General features: G+C 60.1%; 17 protein-coding genes and 1 pseudogene. 14 read left to right on the forward strand and 4 right to left on the reverse strand.

What is annotated here, in order from left to right:
- Position 1: 1 nt before the first annotated feature.
- Both DSC91_RS15280 and DSC91_RS15285 read right to left on the reverse strand, forming a co-directional pair.
- The gene (locus DSC91_RS15280) at positions 2–436 is read right to left on the reverse strand and encodes a YeeE/YedE family protein (protein WP_115779499.1); all 435 of its coding nucleotides are present in this window, start codon (positions 434–436) and stop codon (positions 2–4) included.
- Complete coding sequence (locus tag DSC91_RS15285; RefSeq protein WP_115779500.1) at positions 433–768, reverse strand: ArsR/SmtB family transcription factor; 336 nt, start codon at positions 766–768, stop codon at positions 433–435. The genes DSC91_RS15280 and DSC91_RS15285 overlap by 4 nt, the downstream gene beginning before the upstream one ends.
- Positions 769–855: 87 nt before the next feature.
- On the opposite strand from DSC91_RS15285, the gene DSC91_RS15290 reads away from it, so the two are divergent.
- Together DSC91_RS15290 and DSC91_RS15295 are read left to right on the forward strand one after the other, a co-directional pair.
- The gene (locus DSC91_RS15290) at positions 856–1,716 is read left to right on the forward strand and encodes an MBL fold metallo-hydrolase (protein ID WP_115779501.1); all 861 of its coding nucleotides are present in this window, start codon (positions 856–858) and stop codon (positions 1,714–1,716) included.
- Positions 1,717–1,829: 113 nt separating this feature from the next.
- Positions 1,830–2,204, forward strand: coding sequence for a VOC family protein (locus DSC91_RS15295; protein WP_115779502.1), 375 nt, complete (start codon positions 1,830–1,832; stop codon positions 2,202–2,204).
- 116 nt (positions 2,205–2,320) lie between these two features.
- Here the strand turns inward: DSC91_RS15295 and DSC91_RS15300 are convergent, their stop codons facing one another.
- Positions 2,321–3,880 (reverse strand): sensor domain-containing diguanylate cyclase, encoded by a 1,560-nt coding sequence (locus DSC91_RS15300; RefSeq protein WP_308422878.1) that lies wholly within the window; start codon positions 3,878–3,880, stop codon positions 2,321–2,323.
- A 644-nt stretch (positions 3,881–4,524) separates the two neighbouring features.
- Between DSC91_RS15300 and DSC91_RS37500 the strand changes: the two genes are divergently transcribed.
- The 8 genes and pseudogenes from DSC91_RS37500 to DSC91_RS15330 all read left to right on the forward strand — a co-directional run bounded on the left by DSC91_RS37500 (position 4,525) and on the right by DSC91_RS15330 (position 11,138).
- Entirely contained in the window at positions 4,525–4,824 is a 300-nt protein-coding gene (locus DSC91_RS37500) for a hypothetical protein (RefSeq protein ID WP_162831402.1), read from the forward strand.
- 139 nt (positions 4,825–4,963) lie between these two features.
- Positions 4,964–5,389, forward strand: a complete 426-nt coding sequence (locus tag DSC91_RS37505; RefSeq protein WP_162831403.1) for a hypothetical protein — start codon at positions 4,964–4,966, stop codon at positions 5,387–5,389.
- Positions 5,390–5,617: 228 nt separating this feature from the next.
- Complete coding sequence (locus tag DSC91_RS15305; RefSeq protein ID WP_244218017.1) at positions 5,618–6,079, forward strand: hypothetical protein; 462 nt, start codon at positions 5,618–5,620, stop codon at positions 6,077–6,079.
- A 474-nt stretch (positions 6,080–6,553) separates the two neighbouring features.
- Complete coding sequence (locus DSC91_RS15310; RefSeq protein ID WP_115779504.1) at positions 6,554–7,288, forward strand: hypothetical protein; 735 nt, start codon at positions 6,554–6,556, stop codon at positions 7,286–7,288.
- A gap of 232 nt (positions 7,289–7,520) precedes the next feature.
- Positions 7,521–7,921 (forward strand): annotated as a pseudogene (locus DSC91_RS38660) (NUDIX hydrolase).
- Positions 7,922–7,953: 32 nt separating this feature from the next.
- Positions 7,954–8,205, forward strand: coding sequence for a hypothetical protein (locus tag DSC91_RS15320; protein WP_115779505.1), 252 nt, complete (start codon positions 7,954–7,956; stop codon positions 8,203–8,205).
- 381 nt (positions 8,206–8,586) lie between these two features.
- A complete protein-coding gene (locus DSC91_RS15325; RefSeq protein ID WP_115779506.1) occupies positions 8,587–10,569 on the forward strand; it encodes an SMP-30/gluconolactonase/LRE family protein in 1,983 nt (660 codons plus the stop codon).
- A 146-nt stretch (positions 10,570–10,715) separates the two neighbouring features.
- The gene (locus DSC91_RS15330) at positions 10,716–11,138 is read left to right on the forward strand and encodes an ACT domain-containing protein (RefSeq protein WP_115779507.1); all 423 of its coding nucleotides are present in this window, start codon (positions 10,716–10,718) and stop codon (positions 11,136–11,138) included.
- A gap of 12 nt (positions 11,139–11,150) precedes the next feature.
- Here DSC91_RS15330 and DSC91_RS15335 read toward each other — a convergent pair whose 3' ends face one another.
- Positions 11,151–11,945 (reverse strand): DUF899 domain-containing protein, encoded by a 795-nt coding sequence (locus tag DSC91_RS15335; protein WP_115779508.1) that lies wholly within the window; start codon positions 11,943–11,945, stop codon positions 11,151–11,153.
- A 186-nt stretch (positions 11,946–12,131) separates the two neighbouring features.
- Between DSC91_RS15335 and DSC91_RS15340 the strand changes: the two genes are divergently transcribed.
- From DSC91_RS15340 to DSC91_RS15355, 4 genes are all read left to right on the forward strand, one after another.
- Positions 12,132–12,443 carry a hypothetical protein gene (locus tag DSC91_RS15340; protein ID WP_115779509.1) on the forward strand — a complete coding sequence of 104 codons (312 nt, stop codon included), beginning with the start codon at positions 12,132–12,134 and terminating at the stop codon, positions 12,441–12,443.
- Between the two features lie 279 nt (positions 12,444–12,722).
- Entirely contained in the window at positions 12,723–13,811 is a 1,089-nt protein-coding gene (pdhA, locus tag DSC91_RS15345; RefSeq protein WP_115779510.1) for a pyruvate dehydrogenase (acetyl-transferring) E1 component subunit alpha, read from the forward strand.
- Positions 13,804–14,784: an alpha-ketoacid dehydrogenase subunit beta gene (locus DSC91_RS15350; RefSeq protein WP_115779511.1), complete on the forward strand. Its 981-nt coding sequence runs from the start codon at positions 13,804–13,806 to the stop codon at positions 14,782–14,784. Before pdhA ends, DSC91_RS15350 begins: the two co-directional genes overlap by 8 nt.
- Positions 14,785–14,788: 4 nt before the next feature.
- A complete protein-coding gene (locus DSC91_RS15355) occupies positions 14,789–15,910 on the forward strand; it encodes a dihydrolipoamide acetyltransferase family protein (RefSeq protein ID WP_115779512.1) in 1,122 nt (373 codons plus the stop codon).
- The last annotated feature ends 379 nt before the right edge of the window (positions 15,911–16,289 follow it).

The raw sequence follows: 16,289 nt of genomic DNA on the forward strand, positions 1-16,289 counted from the left end.
GTCAAAGCCCCAGCAGATGGCGCGTAACGAAAACGGTAAAAAAGCCAACGGCCATGAAGGTGGCGGTGGCCGCAAGCGAGCGGACCGAACCGCGCGAGAGGCCGCATACGCCGTGGCCGCTGGTGCAACCGGACGCGTAGCGGGTGCCGATGCCAACAAGCAGGCCGGCCACAACGAGCACAGGCGGCGATGACACAATCGTGACGGCCGGCAGTGCCGTGGAAAGCTTGAACAGCCAGGGCGCGGCGAATAGTCCGAGCACGAATGCAGCGCGCCAGGCGCGATCGCCGGATGTCGTGTCGAGCAGGCCACCAAGAATCCCGCTGATGCCGGCGATGCGGCCGTTTCCGAGCACGAGTAGCGCCGCCGCGAAGCCGATCAACAAGCCGCCGGCAAGCGCGGGAAATGGCGTGAAGTGGGCGAAGTCGATGTTCATTTCAGGCGCCCTTTGACTTCGCCGCAATAGAGCTTCGACAAGGTCTGCATAATGCTCAAGACTTCGGCGCTCGCGAGGCTGTAGTACATGTACTTTCCCTCGCGCCGCGCACTGACGAGACCTTCCTCGCGCAGCACGCCAAGATGTTGTGACAGGCTCGGCTGCTGAAGGCCGACTGCCGCTTCCAGTTCTCCGACGTTATGTTCGCCCTCGATCAGCTGGCACAGCAGCAGCAGACGGTCTTCCTGCGCCATGGCTTTGAGAAGGGCGCAGCACTTCGTCGCGGATTGCCGCAGCGCGTCGAGCGCGGCAGGAGATAGCGGCGTGTTCATCGATCAAGGTCCTTCTGCCGAACACTATGTTGACCATCATTATATAAAAATATATATTGTTTTTCAACATATCGACCGAGGCACACGATGAAACCGCTGGTAGAAGCGTTCTTTGATCGAACCACCTGCACTGTCACCTATGTCGTTCACGCCGGCGATGGCTCTGCGTGTGCCGTGATCGATTCGGTGCTTGACTACGACCCGAAGGCTGGGCGTACCTCGACTCAATCGGCCGACAAGGTCGTGGAATTTGTGCTGGCGCATGGCTTGCATGTCGAATGGCTGCTGGAAACGCATGCCCACGCAGACCATCTGTCGGCCGCGCAATATCTGAAGGCGCGCCTGGGCGGCAGGATTGCCATCGGCGAAAGCATTCGTGTGGTGCAGGGCGTGTTCAAGCGCGTCTTTAACCTGGGTGACGATGTACCGGGTGATGGCCTGCAATTCGATCATCTGTTCGCGGCCGGCGAGACGTTTCAGATTGGCGCGCTGAGTGCGCACGCCATACACGTTCCCGGACATACGCCGGCTGACATGGCGTACCAGATCGGAGACGCGGTTTTTGTCGGCGACACGATGTTCATGCCGGACGTAGGTAGCGCGCGTTGCGATTTTCCAGGTGGCGATGCGCATGCGCTGTTTCGCTCAGCGCGCAAACTGCTGTCGCTACCTGACGAGACCCGGCTCTATATGTGCCACGACTATCCCCCGCCGTCGCGTCAACCACAGTGGAAAACCACCGTGGCCGAACAGCGCAAGGGCAATATTCATCTGCATGACGGGAACGCCGAGGAGACGTTCGTCGCGATGCGCACCGCACGCGACCGGACGCTCGATATGCCTACGCTGATTCTTCCGGCTGTTCAGGTCAACATTCGTGCAGGCTCATTGCCCGAACCCGACGAAAACGGGACGCGTTATCTGAAGATTCCCCTCGACGCGTTGTAGCGCGCATTGAGGTAAGCAGCACCAATTCACGGTCTGCTCAAGCTGTGGCAACATCGCGGTGATCTCTCAATCATGTTGGGTCTCGCGCAGGCCCGCACACCTCAGGAGAACGCATGTTCGACCACGTCAAATTCGGAGTCAGCGATTATGCAGCGAGCAAAGCGTTCTTCCTCAAGGCACTCGAACCGCTCGGCGTAGCGGTTGTCGGAGAGGGGGCGCCAACCTACGGTGTCGAGCTTAGCCCGCCGGGTAAGGCTTCATTGTGCCTGTACCAGACCGAGGAGAAGCCGGCGCATCTTCACCTGGCGTTCACGGCGGAGAATCGCCAGCAAGTCGACGCTTTCTATCGCGCGGCTCTGGAGGCGGGTGGCAAGGACAATGGTGCGCCTGGTCTGCGCCCGCGCTACCACGCGAACTACTATGCAGCCTTTGTCATTGGTCCGGACGGGCACAACGTCGAAGTGGTTTGCCACCGACCCGAGGCCTGACTCTTCCATCGAACGGACTCGCGAGGCTCGGCCGCCTCTCACGTCAAACGTCGAGTGTCCTGCTAAGGCTGTTGTTGTCGCAAGGGCGGTAGTGAGACGCAACGGGCTTGGTGCGCTCAGTCGCGGTGTGAAGCCGCAATCGAAGAGGGTACGTTACCTCTCGCGGCGAGTACTCGATTTCGTCCTTCGCTCTTTGCCTCATACAGTGCCTTGTCGGCAGCCAGTATCAGCGCCGTAGGTTCGTCTACGCCACGAATCGGGATTCGCGCGTCAACACCTGCGCTTATCGTGACGAAGCCAGTGGGATTGCCCGAGTGTTCAATTTCCAGATCGCGAATAGCGCTGCGGATAGTGTCCGCGATTGCCACGGCACTGGCTACATCGGTATTCGGAAGCAGCACGGCAATCTCCTCTCCCCCATAGCGGGCGACAAGATCTCCCGGACGTCCGGCGGTCAGGTTCCTGATGAGATGGCTAATCGTTCGCAGGCAGTCGTCGCCCGCTGCGTGCCCGTAGATGTCGTTGTATTGCTTGAAGCAGTCGACATCCAGCATGATCAGTGCAAGAGCACTCGCGTGACGCGTGGCACGACTGAATTCGTTATGCAACGTGATATCGAATTGGCGGCGATTCGCGAGCCCCGTGAGGCCGTCCTGCATGGCGAGTCGTTCAAGGGTCTGATTGAGCTGTTCAAGAGACGCGTGCGTCAATGTCAGCTCCGCCTCGGCAGTCGTTCGCAATCTGATCTGGCGGATCAGATGCCAGCCGAATAGGCCCACCACAATGACAAGGCAAAGCACGCCGACGGAATGCCAGATGGTGTCGTTCCACCACTCATGCAAAATCTCATCCTTGGACAACGCAGCGGCTACAAAGACCGGATAGTGCCGGAGGCCACGATAATTGTTCAACCGCGTAACGCCATCCTGCGCCGACTTGATGAAGGCCGCTCCGGCCGGACCCTGCGTCGTGTAGTAGCGGTACAGCTCGGTGCTCCGCATGTCTTTGCCGATCACTTTGACATCGAACGGCCGGCGGATCAGCATCACGCCGCTATTCAGCACGAGGGCAACAGCGCCCGCGTTGCCAATCTGAAGGCTATCGTAGAAAGCCTTGAAGAAATCAATATCGATGGTGGCCAGCGCAACGCCGCCGAAACTGCCGTCCGGTTTATTGATTCTCCTGGAAACGGGAATAACCCATTTTCCACTTGATCGGCTGATTACCGGGACGCCAATGTGCGGACCAGGATCAGCGTTATGTCGATGAAAGATAAAATATTCGCGGTCCGCGTTGTTGAATCGATTGAGTGGCGCCGACGTGGAGTTGACGATCCAGATTCCGTTTTCGTCATACACAAAAAGACCGGCAAGCTGGGGAAGCTCCTGCTGGTGCATCACCAGAGCGTCATGCAGTCGTTTAAGCGCGGCCGGGCCGGTTCCGTCGTGCTGCACGCGCTCGACGATACCCAGCAATGCGGTGTCTGCTTCCTTAAATGTGTCGTCGGCCTGTTCGGCCATTGCCCGTGAGAGGTTCGAGGTGGCGACATCCATTTCTCCCAACTCGACTGCCCGTGCAGTCCAACTCCGCCAGCCATCAAGTGCAACGAGCGACAGGCACACGATCACCACGAAGGTTATCGCGCGCCAGATGATGGACGGCCTATTCAAAATCAAACTATTCTCCGTGGACAGCCTGGAAGCACCTGGCGGCGGGGTATTTTCTGCTGAGGAAGTTGCCATAATCGCAAACGCACAGCGAGTATATCGGCATTCAGGCTCATATCTTGACTTCGGCTTGCTTGGGAAAGATATTGGGCGTGCCGCCGCGAGGCCGTCACCAGAAACTGGCGGGCATGCGGGAATACACTTAATCTGGACGCGTCGTATTGGTGCGGAAGCTTAAATTGACCGGTTTTGCGCGGTTGCCGTGAACCGGTTTGTTCGTGCGTCGCGGCGGAGTGATGCGGATGGGGCGTGCTGAGCCGGTCGACATCGAGGTGTCGATCGTTGTCAGTCGACCTACTTGACCTTCCAGTGCGATGAAATGATGGCGTGGGAACTCGCTGCGTTAACGTGTTCCGCTCCTACTGCCAAGGGTGTCTACCGAATCCCAGACGGATCGGGTTAAGTTTACGTGTTGCTTTCGATGGCTTGGCAGGTTCTCTAAGGTCGACTTGTCAGCTTCCTGGACACGCCGCGAAAGGGTGCTCGCGGGTGAGCTGCTGGCGATTGACTTCTCCTTTCGGCCATGAGCGGACCTTCGACACTACCACTCGGATCGTCGACAATGTAACTCTGGACTTACATGGGATAGCCGAATGTTCAAGGACCAAGTTGAATGCCAGCAAGCTATAGCTCATGCGCTTACAGCAGCTTGCCGAGAATCGTGGGTATCGATCGTGGCCGAGGTCAAGCTTGACGGCGACCGTGTCGACGCAGTCGTTTCTTATACTCGCACCCACGACGGCAAAATAGGGCATTTGTCTGGTGTGCCCCGACTTGCGCTTTTTTTCCACGAATTAGCTCGATTGGTGAGTGCTGTAGACAAAGGCCTCTTCACCAGTTGCCGTTTCAAGCTCGGAAGTGATGGGCGTTACTCCACGACCTTCGAATATTGAAGTTGCCGCTGGTCACATTCGGCCATGAAGGGACAGTCGCTGTCGCCGGCTAGATCGTCAACAATCTCGATGTTTGGGTCCCCTGCCGATTATGGTAAAAGGTGGTCAAACACCCCGGAAAGATGAGTTCGGAGTTGGAATGCTACTTACCCTTGAGCCGCTATGGCGTGATCACGACGGCATGTTGGAACTTCGATTTTCCATGCAGGGCTCTGGCTTTGCAGCGGAAGTCAATTTCTACGACTATCCAGAAACGATAGAAACGTTCGGTCGTACCCTGCATGAATTTCCTCGGTCATCGACAGACGAAGTGGTTTTTGAGAACGGCTCGAATGCTCCGAATTCATATAGCTGGCTGGTTCTGCGCGCGTTCGTTTTTGACGGGGTTGGACATTCGGCACTCGAGGTCGAGTGTCAAAGAAATGGTACGCGTCTTGTAGGCGCCCGATCTCGGTTCGCTGTTGAGCTTGAGCCTGCAACAATCAATCGGCTTGGTTCTGAACTCGCGAACTGGGCGTCGTCGGCTGGCGACCAATCTTTTTTGTTTAACTCTGAACAGCGATAGGAATGAGCGATTAGCCCAGCAGTTCGCGCGGGTTTTGTCATGACGACGAGCCAGGCGTTCGACAGGGCAGGCCAACAGCCTGCCAGTCGACGGTGCACTGAAGACCAGTCGTTGAGTTAGGCCCCCGCCAACAAACAATCGTTGAACGTGCGCATGCAAATACACACACAATCTGGCCCGGTGAGAATCGTAAATGAGGCAGCCTACTCGTTCGGATCACACGACAATGTGCGAACGTATCCGCTTGAAGTACGTCTTTCGGACGGCACGCTGACGTCGGTCCACGCAGTTGAGCTGAACGGACTCGGGGTTGTGGTCGTCGGTGCCAGCGGGGGATGCTCCGCGGTGCATGAGCATTCGGCGGTGGCGATCAAGGACAAGCTGTACTTGGCTGTTGGTGATCACGTCGTTTGCCTGTCCTTGGATTTTCCCCATCGGTTGGTCTGGGCAACGCAGGTCGACACCGCGACGTGCTTTGGTATTTTCTGGGAAGGCAAGCGGGCCGCGCTCATTTCACACGGGGAACTGGAAATTGTGCGCCTAACACCGCAAGGCGATGTGATCTGGTCGGCATCCGGCGCCGATGTTTTTTCCGAAGGATTCAGTTTGCTGTCCGACTGCATCGAGGTAGTCGATTTCAATCGGACCACTTATCGGCTTGAATACACGACCGGCGAAGCCATCGTTTAACAATAACGAGCGAACTCAATTGAACGGCCGCTTCGGGCACGACCGACCGTCCCTTGTGGGTCGGCTACGGAAATTCACCATCGGACCGTGACCGGCCACTTTCTGCCGTTCGACACGGAGGCACCGATCGTCGACAATTCGGGGGGCGGGTGAGGCTACCTCGCGGTGTCTCGAAAGAAGGCCGATGGCAGAGCTTCGCGTTGACGGGAGAGGAACGTGCGGGCAATTTGCGCGCCACAATTCGTAGAAGCTTGCGCGGGGGAAAGCTGGTCGGCCTTGCACAAGGAAAAAACTTTCACAACATTTGTGTACAACGGGGTCAAGGATGAACTGGTTACCGGCACTCATGCCAAGCGGCGTCATCGACGAAACCTACGGCGGGGTCAAGCACCAAATTTGCTGCAAACTTGGCCCTGTCCGCATCGTCGCCCTACGAAAGATTTGGAACCCGACGTGCCGCTTAGGAGCAGCAGCATGACGTTCCGATCTCTGGTTGACGCGCTGCTAGGACGCAAGCGTCAGGAACCGTCAACCCGCTCGGTTCAGCACGCCGCAGTCGCCCCAAGGCTGAGCCGACAGTTTGAACTTCCGGCACAATGGGCCTTGCAGCAGGAAGATGAGCACGTCGCCGTTTTCCGCAACGCGGTGGGCGATGTGCTGACGATCAACTTCTTTATGGCCGTGCCCGACATTGGGGCTCCAATCGACGACGTTGATGCGCTGCGTGCGTTTTACCGTCGCACAACCGAGGCTGCCGGTCTCGCCTTGGTCGAGACTGAGCTGGCACAACTGACCGCATTGAGCGCCGTGCGCACGCTGTTCAAGGCGCGAATGGACCAGATACGTGGTTTCGCCTTTGTCGGCTCCTACACTCTGCCCTTTGCCGACCGCTCTTACGTTATCAAGGTACAAAGCGTCGAGCAGGGCGTCACCGGTATGCGCGAAGCTGCCATTATGGTTCTGATGGGGCCACCAGAGATCGACGAAGTAACAGGTGAGTTAATCGGATGGGCTCAGGACCCCTACGACCCGGGCTATCGCGCTGAGTTCATGCGCAATCAGGCCGATGATCAGAAGTTTGACGCCCAGTTTCCCGACCATCCTCTCAGCAAGGTTCGGCGCTATCTGGCAGAGCTTGAATCTGGCGTACGTGTCGATCCTGCCATTCGTGGACTTCAACCATTCTCCTATCCAGCACAAGGGTATTGAAGGGACGACACGTCCGCACCGAGTAAATATGGGGGCGGCTGCAAGTATGTCCGCGATGTCCGCAGCTCGACCCAGTGTCGGTATATCGAGCAGGTAAAACGGCCGGCCATTTCTGCGAAGCATTGGAATTCCTCGCTCTCAGATTGTCCGTTAGCGGGAAAGCCAAGTGGCCGTTCCGGGTCGCCTGCTGCCGATCGCCGTTCGGCGAGTTTCGAGCCTCGTATACCTCTTTATGCTTATCGACTCTGTCTGGCACATGGCGCTTCGCCTCGGATTCCGGCGCGCTCGCGCCTGCTAGACCTTCGACGGCCTCGCCATGAGGGCGCGCCAGTAGCAATCTACGCCAGGCGGACGCTGTTGCTTGTGAAGTCATCGTACCGGGCCGAGTGAAAGGCCCCGGCGGCAGTGCCCGGCCCGGTGAGACACCTGATGCAGCGGCGAAGAGACCGGCAGCATTGGTTTGAACTGCACCTCGATCGCATACCCGAGCCGCGGCTTGATAATCGTGAGATTGTCGCCGCGCGGCTGGCATCGCCGGAGGAATTGCACGGCCTCGGTTTAAACCGTCCATTTGTTGCATCGCCATTCATGAATTCTGTTACCGTCCTCACGGTGGCGATCGTCGTCAATTGATATCGTCCTGGAAAGAACCACCGGAACGTGCGATGAACAAATCGAAGAAATGCGCTCTTCTTGCCTCGGCGGTTACAGCGTTGGGTCTGTATAAATTGTTTGTCTTTTTTCAAGACGTGCAGACTGGTTGCATTCAGTTCCAAACGCATCAGACATGCAGCTATGAAAATGCCGAGAATTTTCAGGGCTTGCTAGATCTTGAACTGATGTTCGCATGCGGTTGGGCTGCGGGTGCGGTGATCTGTTGGATGGTCGCTGCACAGGCGAAAAAGAGCGAGCGGTAAGCCACTCGCTGACATTCTTGCGATAGACGTGCAAAAAGCAGGCTGTTTCTTGTAGCGCGTAGCGTGCCGTGCATCCGAAGCAATCGAGTGGTCGTTACAGCGCCCTAAATTTACCGAACGAACGAACGCCCGACCGATAGCGATCAGCAAGTCTCCCGCTCGTAACCCCGTCATCTTGGTCCAATTGAAAAATCGCTCAACCCGCGCCGCGCACCGCCGTTAACTCAGACGATATCCCAGACCGATTCGACGCGCCATGTCGCCCGTTTCGCGACGCACGGACTCAAATCATCAGGGTTCGGACTGCAAGTTAATCAGGATTGGCAACACCGCACTATGGACGCCTATACAACACGGCGTGCGATCGGAGAAATATCCCCTATGTTTTTCAAAGGACTCTGTGCCGCATTCGTCGCGGTCATGCTAAACGCAGCGGCTGCGTCCGTATGCGAAGCGCAATATTCCACCGGCTGGATCGCCAACACCCATGGCACGGCCACGACTCGGGTGGGCAATGTGGCCCGCTCGATGTGGGTGGCGCCGGAAGGGGTCATCTATACCGCATCGATGTGGGACGAAGGCGAAGGCGGCATCGCGATCTATCAGAACGGACGGAACATCGGATCGATCGGGGCGCACGCCGAGTTTCAGGGCGGCGCGATCACCGGCAACTCGACCTCGCTGTTCGCTGCGCTGCAATTCAACGCCGCGTATGGAAGCGGCAAGGTGGGTCGATACGACCGGACAAGCCGCACTCGCGACCTGCTGATCACGGTAAGCGACACGACCACCGAACGCCTCGCGGACGTCGTCACCGGACTCGCGACGTCCGGCTCGCTGCTCTACGCGAGCGATTTCCCGGGCAACCGCGTGCGGGTGTTCACGACGTCCGGAGTCTGGGTGCGTGACATCGGCGTGTCAGGGCCGGGCGCGCTCTCGGTGGACGCGGGCGGCAACATCTGGGTCGCGCAACAAAGCATGGGCGCGGTGATCCAGTTCAGCCCGACCGGCGAACACCGAAACACCATCCAGTTGGCGGCCAAAGCGCAACCCTCCTCGCTGTATTTTGACGCGTCCAGTGGGCAGCTATGGATCGGCGACGAGGGTCCGGACATGAACATCAAGATCTATGACGTGTCCGGTGCGCCTTATGCCGTGGGTACGTTTGGTGTTCAAGGCGGCTTCCTCAATACGGTCACCGGCATCAAGGGGCAAGTGGGCGACAGGCGCTTTACGCGCGTCACCGGCATCGGCAGGGATTCCGCACGCAACCTCTATGTTCTGAACAACCCGTGGGGCGGGTCGTGGGACCTGGGCCGCAACGGCGGCACCGACATCCACGCGTACGACGGCGCGGGGGTTCTGCGCTGGCAGCTCCAGTCGGTGAACTTTGAAGGCAACGCCGCACCGGACCCGGCCACCGACGGAGCGATCTTCTACGGTGGTATGAATATCTATTCGGGCACCGTGGGTGGCACGTTCATCGCCAACACGATCGATCCGATCACGTACCCGTCCGATCCGCGCATCAATCTCGCCGACCACGAACGCGGCGAACATTTCGCCCAGCTCGCCAGCGTGGGCGGACACCGGATACTCGTTGCAGCGAGCCAGAATCCCGATACCTTCTACTTTTTCCACTTCAACCGGGCGAGCGGGTACATTGCGATTCCCGATAGCACGTTGCCGGGAGCGTCCTTCGGTACGACGGCAAAAGTCCGCAACGGCTTCTGCCTCGATAGTAACGGCGATATCTGGGCGGGCCTCGACAAGACCGGCACGATTTCACACTATCCGCTGACCGGTTTCGATGCGAGCGGCAAACCGCTATGGAGTGCCGCGGTCACGGTGCCGATTCCCGCGACGATCTCGCAACTGACGCGGATCGTCTACCTGCCCGAAAGCGACACGATGATTCTCACAGGGATCACCAGCAGTACGGACTGGACCGCGGTCGGATCGCGTGTCGAGGTGTATCACGGCTGGCTGGCCGGCAACCGGACCACGCCGAACCCGGTGATCAACCTCACCAGCGCCAATCCCAAATCGATTGTGGCCGCGGGGAATTATCTGTTTGTGGGTTACGTCCATACCGTGCCGAATATCGATGCTTTCAACCTCACGACGGGGAAGCTCGACACTACGTTCGTCAATAGCAATCCGAACTCAGTCGACGTGGGCAACGACGTGGACTCCATGTACGGACTTCGGGCCTATCGGCGTTCGACCGGCGAATATGAAATAACGAAGGACAACTACAACGATTCGAGCATCGTGCTCTATCGGTGGACGCCGCCTGCGTCGAGCGGGACTGGCGTGAGTGCGACGAAGACAATAGTCGTGTCGCCGTTCAGCGTGAATTGACGATGCGCCTGAGTCGCCGCGATTCGCGAAGGTCCGGCCCGGGGACTCCGGGTATTCCTGTGTGCCGCATACGCTGCCAGCCTTGCTCGCGCGCCGTCCGTGAAGTAGATTTTTACTAGGAGATGCTTCGGGCGGGAGGAACTGCCATGGAACTGAACGTAGAACGCGTCGATGTTTGGGCCGCTACCATCGAGGACGAACCGGGCGGGCTTGCACGCGTATTAAGCGCTTTGCGGGATGCGGGCGCAGACCTGCAGTTCGTCGTCGCGCGTCGCACGCCGGAAGCATCGGGCAAGGGGGTCGTGTTTGTCGCGCCGTTGCAAGGGGAACGGGAGATCCAGGCCGCGACTCAGGTGGGCTTCACCGTCACCCCGAGCCTCCACTCCGTCCGTGTAATGGGTTTGGACCAGTTGGGAATCATTGCCCAATTGACCCAGATGCTGGCCGACGGGGGGATCAACCTCCGCGGCGTTTCCGCCGCGGTGCTCGGCACACAGTTCATTGCCTATCTCGCGGTCGACTCGTTGGGCGATGCCGAACAGGCGATGGACATTTTGCAGAGGGCCTGAACAGGCCATGACTCACGGCTTCGTGCTTGTCTGCTGGTCCCGGAACGCCGCCTCTCCGGCGTCGGACACCTCGACCCACTTCTTGTCGGGCGCCGCGTCTGCGACGTAGCTGTCGTGCCAGTTCCACCACTTGTAGGTTGGGGTCTGAGGATAGCCCTCCGGCGAGTCTTCCCAGACCTCCTGCCGGCCCAGCGGCGTGATGTCGAGGTAGTTCCAGGTGCCCCCCATCTGCTCGTCGCCACGGTTGTTGATGAAGTAGGTGCGGTACACCCGGTCACCGTCGCGGTAGAACACGTTTGTGCCGTGCCATTCGCCCACGCCGAAGTCGGCGTCGAAGCTGTCCGTGAGGGTGAACCATGGCATCTCCCAGCCCATCCGCGCCTTCAGCCGCGCGATGTCCGCCTGAGGCGCACGCGAAACGAAAACGAGGGTGGTGTCACGGGCGTTCAGGTGGGCGACGTGGGCGACCTGGTCGGCCACCATGGAGCAGCCCCGGCAGGCCTGGTCGGGCCAGCCGAACACGCCCGGCTCGAAGAATGCGCGGTAGACGATCAGCTGACGCCGGCCGTCGAACAGGTCGAGCAGGCTGGCCTTGCCCGCAGGCCCGTCGAACACGTAGGCCGTCTCCACGGCCATCCACGGCATGCGCCGGCGTTCGGCGGCCAGGGCGTCACGGGCGCGGGTCTGGGCCTTTTCCTTCACGAGCAGTTGTTCGCGGGCGGCCTCCCACGCCTGCGGCGACACGACAGGTGGTGTGCGCATGGCAGGTTGTCCGCCGTTCCGTCCGTTCTCGGTTGAGGTAGTCATGGCTTTTGCAATCTCCTAAGTTGGGCGACTTGCCGCGCCTCCTGGTTGAAGCGCGACGCCATTCGCTGCTTATCGGTCGTTGTAGGCCTTGAGGTAGTGTGGTACCGGAAATGGAACATTGGGAGTAACAAGTGTGGCGGTATTCCGATGCCATCCTGTCGAAGTAACGTGGCTGGAGGTCACCTCATGAAGTCCTTTTGCTCCACCGCTGCCCTCGCCGCCCTTATCGTGCTCGCTGCCGGCTGTTCCTCGACGTGGCCGCCCGCCAGCAAGCAGACCGTCCAGCCTGTTCCGGCCGACACGGATAGATGCATGCCGTGCGCTAACCACGGTGCGACGCGCGCCGATTCTGCGTCGAGGCAACCGGTTCTCAGCGTGGGTGTCAGTGATCCCGATACGCAATTGAATCTGCCCTGGTTCCTCGCTGACCTGATCAACGCCGTTAACGCGCACGAATCTGTCGGCGACTTATTGCATACGATAGGACGTGGCTTCTGACTACCCTCTTTCGGTGGAGGGTGCGGATCCGGGAATGTCTTAGTGCGGCCCATTTTCTGCGACGTGTCCGCGGGCTTCGTTCGGGTCAGGTGACGACAGGCAGCCGGTGCTCCCCAGCCTGGCTTTGCTCATCCGATGGTGCATCGCGATAACCAGGCATTCGATTCGGTTCGCACGCGTTGTGGTTCGAGTGCGCAAGGCAGCCGTGTTCGTGCGGTAGCGCTCGTGCGTGCGAACTCCGGCGCGTATACGATATCTGAATGAACATGGAGCGCGGTCATGACCACGGCTGCCAGTTTTCATATCGGCTACACGCAATACCTTGGCCCCGACGGCGAGCCTGTCCAGCCGTTGCCTGCGTTTGCACGGGACCCAGCGGCGCTGATTCCGCTCTATCGCGCGATGGTGCTGACACGGGCGTTCGACACGAAGGCGGTTGCGCTGCAGCGTACCGGCAAGCTCGGCACCTTCGCGTCGTCGGTCGGCCAGGAGGCGATCGGCGTTGGCGTCGCCAGTGCAATGCAGCCTGGCGACGTGCTGTTTCCTTCGTATCGCGATCATGCCGCGCAATTGCTGCGCGGCGTCACGATGACGGAAAGTCTGCTGTATTGGGGCGGCGACGAACGCGGCAGCGACTTCAGCGGACCCCGCTACGATTTCCCGAACTGTGTGCCGATCGGCACACAGGTATGCCATGCCGCCGGCGCGGCCTACGCATTCCTGCTGCGTCACGAAGCGCGCGTCGCGGTGGCGATATTCGGCGACGGCGGCACGTCCAAGGGCGACTTCTACGAGGCAATGAACATGGCCGGCGTGTGGCAGGCGCCGCTTGTCCTCGTGGTCAATAACAACCAGTGGGCGATCTCGGTGCCGCGCAACCGCCAGAGCGCTGCGCAAACGCTCGCGCAAAAAGCGATCGCTGCGGGAATCGACGGAGTGCAGGTCGACGGCAACGATGTGATCGCGGTGCATCAGGTGGTCTACGCGGCGCTCGCGAAAGCTCGCCGCGGCGATGGCCCGACGTTGATCGAAGCGCTCAGCTATCGCCTTGGCGATCACACGACAGCCGATGACGCGACGCGCTATCGCGACTCCGAGGTGCTCAGCAAGCAATGGGAATACGAGCCGCTGCTGCGGTTGCGCACCTACCTGATGCGCATGAACGTCTGGGACAAGGCGCAGGACGAGCAATTCGGCCGCGCGTGTCTTGCCCAGGTCGAGCAGGCCGTCGAAGCTTATCTGGCGGTACCGGCGCCGGACATCTCCGCCATGTTCGATCACCTGTACGAAACCTTGCCGCAAGCGATGCGTGAGCAACTCGCGATGGCACAACGTTTCGCGCCTGCCGCGGGGAACCGCCATGGCTGACCTCAACATGGTCGAAGCCCTCAATCAGGCGCTCGCCTACGAATTGGCGCACGACCCTGCCGTCCTGCTGCTCGGTGAGGACATCGGCGTGAACGGCGGCGTGTTTCGCGCGACGGTCGGGTTGCAGGGCCGATTCGGTGCGCAGCGTGTGCTCGATACGCCACTGGCCGAAACGGCGATCGCCGGCACCGCGATCGGCATGGCGGCGATGGGCCTGAAGCCCGTCGTGGAGATCCAGTTCAGCGGGTTCATCTATCCGGCCATCGACCACATTCTGAATCACGCGTCGCGTCTGCGGCATCGAACACGCGGACGGCTGACGTGTCCGCTAGTGATCCGTGCGCCGTGCGGTGCTGGGATTCACGCACCGGAGCATCATTCCGAAAGCCCTGAAGCGTTGTTCACCCACATCCCTGGATTGCGTGTCGTGACACCGTCATCGCCGGCACGCGCGTACGGCTTGCTGCTCGCGTCGATCCGCGATCCGGACCCGGTGATCTTCCTCGAGCCGACGCGACTGTACCGGCTCTTCAGGCAGCCGGTGGAGGATAGCGGCGAAGCGTTGCCGCTCGACAGCTGCTTCACGCTGCGCGATGGGTCGGACGTCACGCTGGTGAGTTGGGGCGGCGCGGTGCAGGACATTCAGGCCGCGGCCGATCTGCTCGCGCAGGAAGGCGTGATGGCCGAGGTGATCGATGTGGCGACGCTCAAGCCGCTCGACATGAACACCATTCTTGCTTCGGTGGCGAAAACCGGGCGTTGCGTGATCGTGCACGAGGGCTCGCGCACCGGAGGGGTTGGCGCGGAGATTGCCGCCAATATCGCCGAGCGTGGACTGTATTCGCTGTTGGCGCCGGTGCAGCGTGTCACCGGCTACGACGTGGTGGTGCCGTTGTACAGACTTGAGAATCAATACATGCCAGGCACGGAGCGCATCGTTGCTGCGGTCAGGCAGACTCTGGAGGCGTCGTGAAGCCATGAAAGTCTTCAAACTGCCTGATCTCGGCGAAGGCTTGCAGGAAGCGGAGATCGTCGAGTGGCACGTCGGGAGCGGCGAAGAGGTTCGCGCGGATCAGCCGCTCCTGTCGGTCGAAACGGCGAAAGCGATCGTCGAGATTCCGTCGCCTCAATCCGGCCGCATCGCGAAGCTGTTCGGCCAGCCGGGCGACGTCGTGCATCTGGGCGCGCCGCTTGTCGCATTCGAAGGAGAGGGCGACGAAGCCGATGCCGGCACCGTGGTCGGCCACATGGAGGTGGGTCAGCATGTGGTGCAGGAAGCGCCGGCGGCGCCCGGCGGCGGCATCGGCGCGGGTGCCGGCGCCGGCGTGATCAAGGCGATCCCAGCGGCGCGAGCGCTCGCGCGCAAGCTGGATGTCGACCTGGCGATGGTGACGCCCTCGGGGCCGGAAGGTGTCGTTACGGCGGCAGACGTGCAGCGCGTCGCGAAGGTCCTTGCCGAGCTCGGGCCACCCGAAGTGCTGCGCGGCGTGCGGCGCGCGATGGCGCAGAACATGGCGCGCGCCCAGAGCGAAGTGGCCGCCGCAACCGTCATCGACGATGCCGACATACATGCATGGCCGCCCCATACCGATGTCACGATCCGGCTGATCCGCGCGCTAGTGGCCGGATGCCGCGCCGAACCGGGACTCAACGCGTGGTTTGAAGGACACACGGGGCGGCGCCACGTGCTGGGGAAGATCGATCTTGGCATTGCCGTCGATCTGCCGGATGGCCTCTTCGTGCCGGTGTTGCGCGACGTCGCGCATCGCGACGCAGCGGACCTGCGCGGCGGGCTCGACCGGATGCGCGCCGACATCCGGGCACGCAAGATCCCGCCGGAAGAGCTGCGCGGCAACACGATCACGCTATCGAACTTCGGCATGATCGCCGGTAAATATGCGGCGCCCATTGTTGTGCCACCCACTGTCGCGATTCTCGGCGCCGGGCGCATTCACGAGCAGGTCGTTGCGGCAGCCGGCGTTCCCGCCGTCCATCGAATCTTGCCGCTGAGTCTGACATTCGACCATCGGGTCGTCACGGGCGGCGAGGCGGCGCGTTTTCTTGCCGCGACGATCGCGGATCTGCAGATGACGCGGTAGCCGTATTCGTGTGTTCGGGCGTAATCGCATCGGCGACATCTTCTGTTCCTTCGCGACAGCAGAAGTGAATGATTATTGAGCCTTTTGCGACACTTGGATTTGCGAAAATAAGCAACTCGCATACGATGAAGTATTCGTTATAAATATCGGCCCATAAGCGGCTCATGTCTGAATAAGACAATACTGATCCATAAACGCCACATTCAGATATAAATAGGTGGTCGGCGCTATGTCTCGATTGGCTGCCAATTCAGACATGGCGGACCCGTTCGGCTCGGCTTGACTCCTGCCGATCAAGGCTTACAGGGCTTGCGCGCGGCTTGCCGAGGCAGTGAGCCGCTGTCGGCTGAATAGATAAACAAATTAAAAAAGTACTGAA

Source organism: Paraburkholderia caffeinilytica (assembly GCF_003368325.1).
In the GTDB taxonomy this organism is placed as follows: Bacteria; Pseudomonadota; Gammaproteobacteria; order Burkholderiales; family Burkholderiaceae; genus Paraburkholderia; species Paraburkholderia caffeinilytica.

Coding starts and splice junctions, on each gene's coding strand:
- DSC91_RS15280 (WP_115779499.1), bottom strand. CDS start 436: ATGAACATCGACTTCGCCCACTTCACGCCATTTCCCGCGCTTGCCGGC.
- DSC91_RS15285 (WP_115779500.1), bottom strand. CDS start 768: ATGAACACGCCGCTATCTCCTGCCGCGCTCGACGCGCTGCGGCAATCC.
- DSC91_RS15290 (WP_115779501.1), top strand. CDS start 856: ATGAAACCGCTGGTAGAAGCGTTCTTTGATCGAACCACCTGCACTGTC.
- DSC91_RS15295 (WP_115779502.1), top strand. CDS start 1,830: ATGTTCGACCACGTCAAATTCGGAGTCAGCGATTATGCAGCGAGCAAA.
- DSC91_RS37500 (WP_162831402.1), top strand. CDS start 4,525: ATGTTCAAGGACCAAGTTGAATGCCAGCAAGCTATAGCTCATGCGCTT.
- DSC91_RS37505 (WP_162831403.1), top strand. CDS start 4,964: ATGCTACTTACCCTTGAGCCGCTATGGCGTGATCACGACGGCATGTTG.
- DSC91_RS15310 (WP_115779504.1), top strand. CDS start 6,554: ATGACGTTCCGATCTCTGGTTGACGCGCTGCTAGGACGCAAGCGTCAG.
- DSC91_RS15320 (WP_115779505.1), top strand. CDS start 7,954: ATGAACAAATCGAAGAAATGCGCTCTTCTTGCCTCGGCGGTTACAGCG.
- DSC91_RS15325 (WP_115779506.1), top strand. CDS start 8,587: ATGTTTTTCAAAGGACTCTGTGCCGCATTCGTCGCGGTCATGCTAAAC.
- DSC91_RS15330 (WP_115779507.1), top strand. CDS start 10,716: ATGGAACTGAACGTAGAACGCGTCGATGTTTGGGCCGCTACCATCGAG.
- DSC91_RS15335 (WP_115779508.1), bottom strand. CDS start 11,945: ATGACTACCTCAACCGAGAACGGACGGAACGGCGGACAACCTGCCATG.
- DSC91_RS15340 (WP_115779509.1), top strand. CDS start 12,132: ATGAAGTCCTTTTGCTCCACCGCTGCCCTCGCCGCCCTTATCGTGCTC.
- pdhA (WP_115779510.1), top strand. CDS start 12,723: ATGACCACGGCTGCCAGTTTTCATATCGGCTACACGCAATACCTTGGC.
- DSC91_RS15350 (WP_115779511.1), top strand. CDS start 13,804: ATGGCTGACCTCAACATGGTCGAAGCCCTCAATCAGGCGCTCGCCTAC.
- DSC91_RS15355 (WP_115779512.1), top strand. CDS start 14,789: ATGAAAGTCTTCAAACTGCCTGATCTCGGCGAAGGCTTGCAGGAAGCG.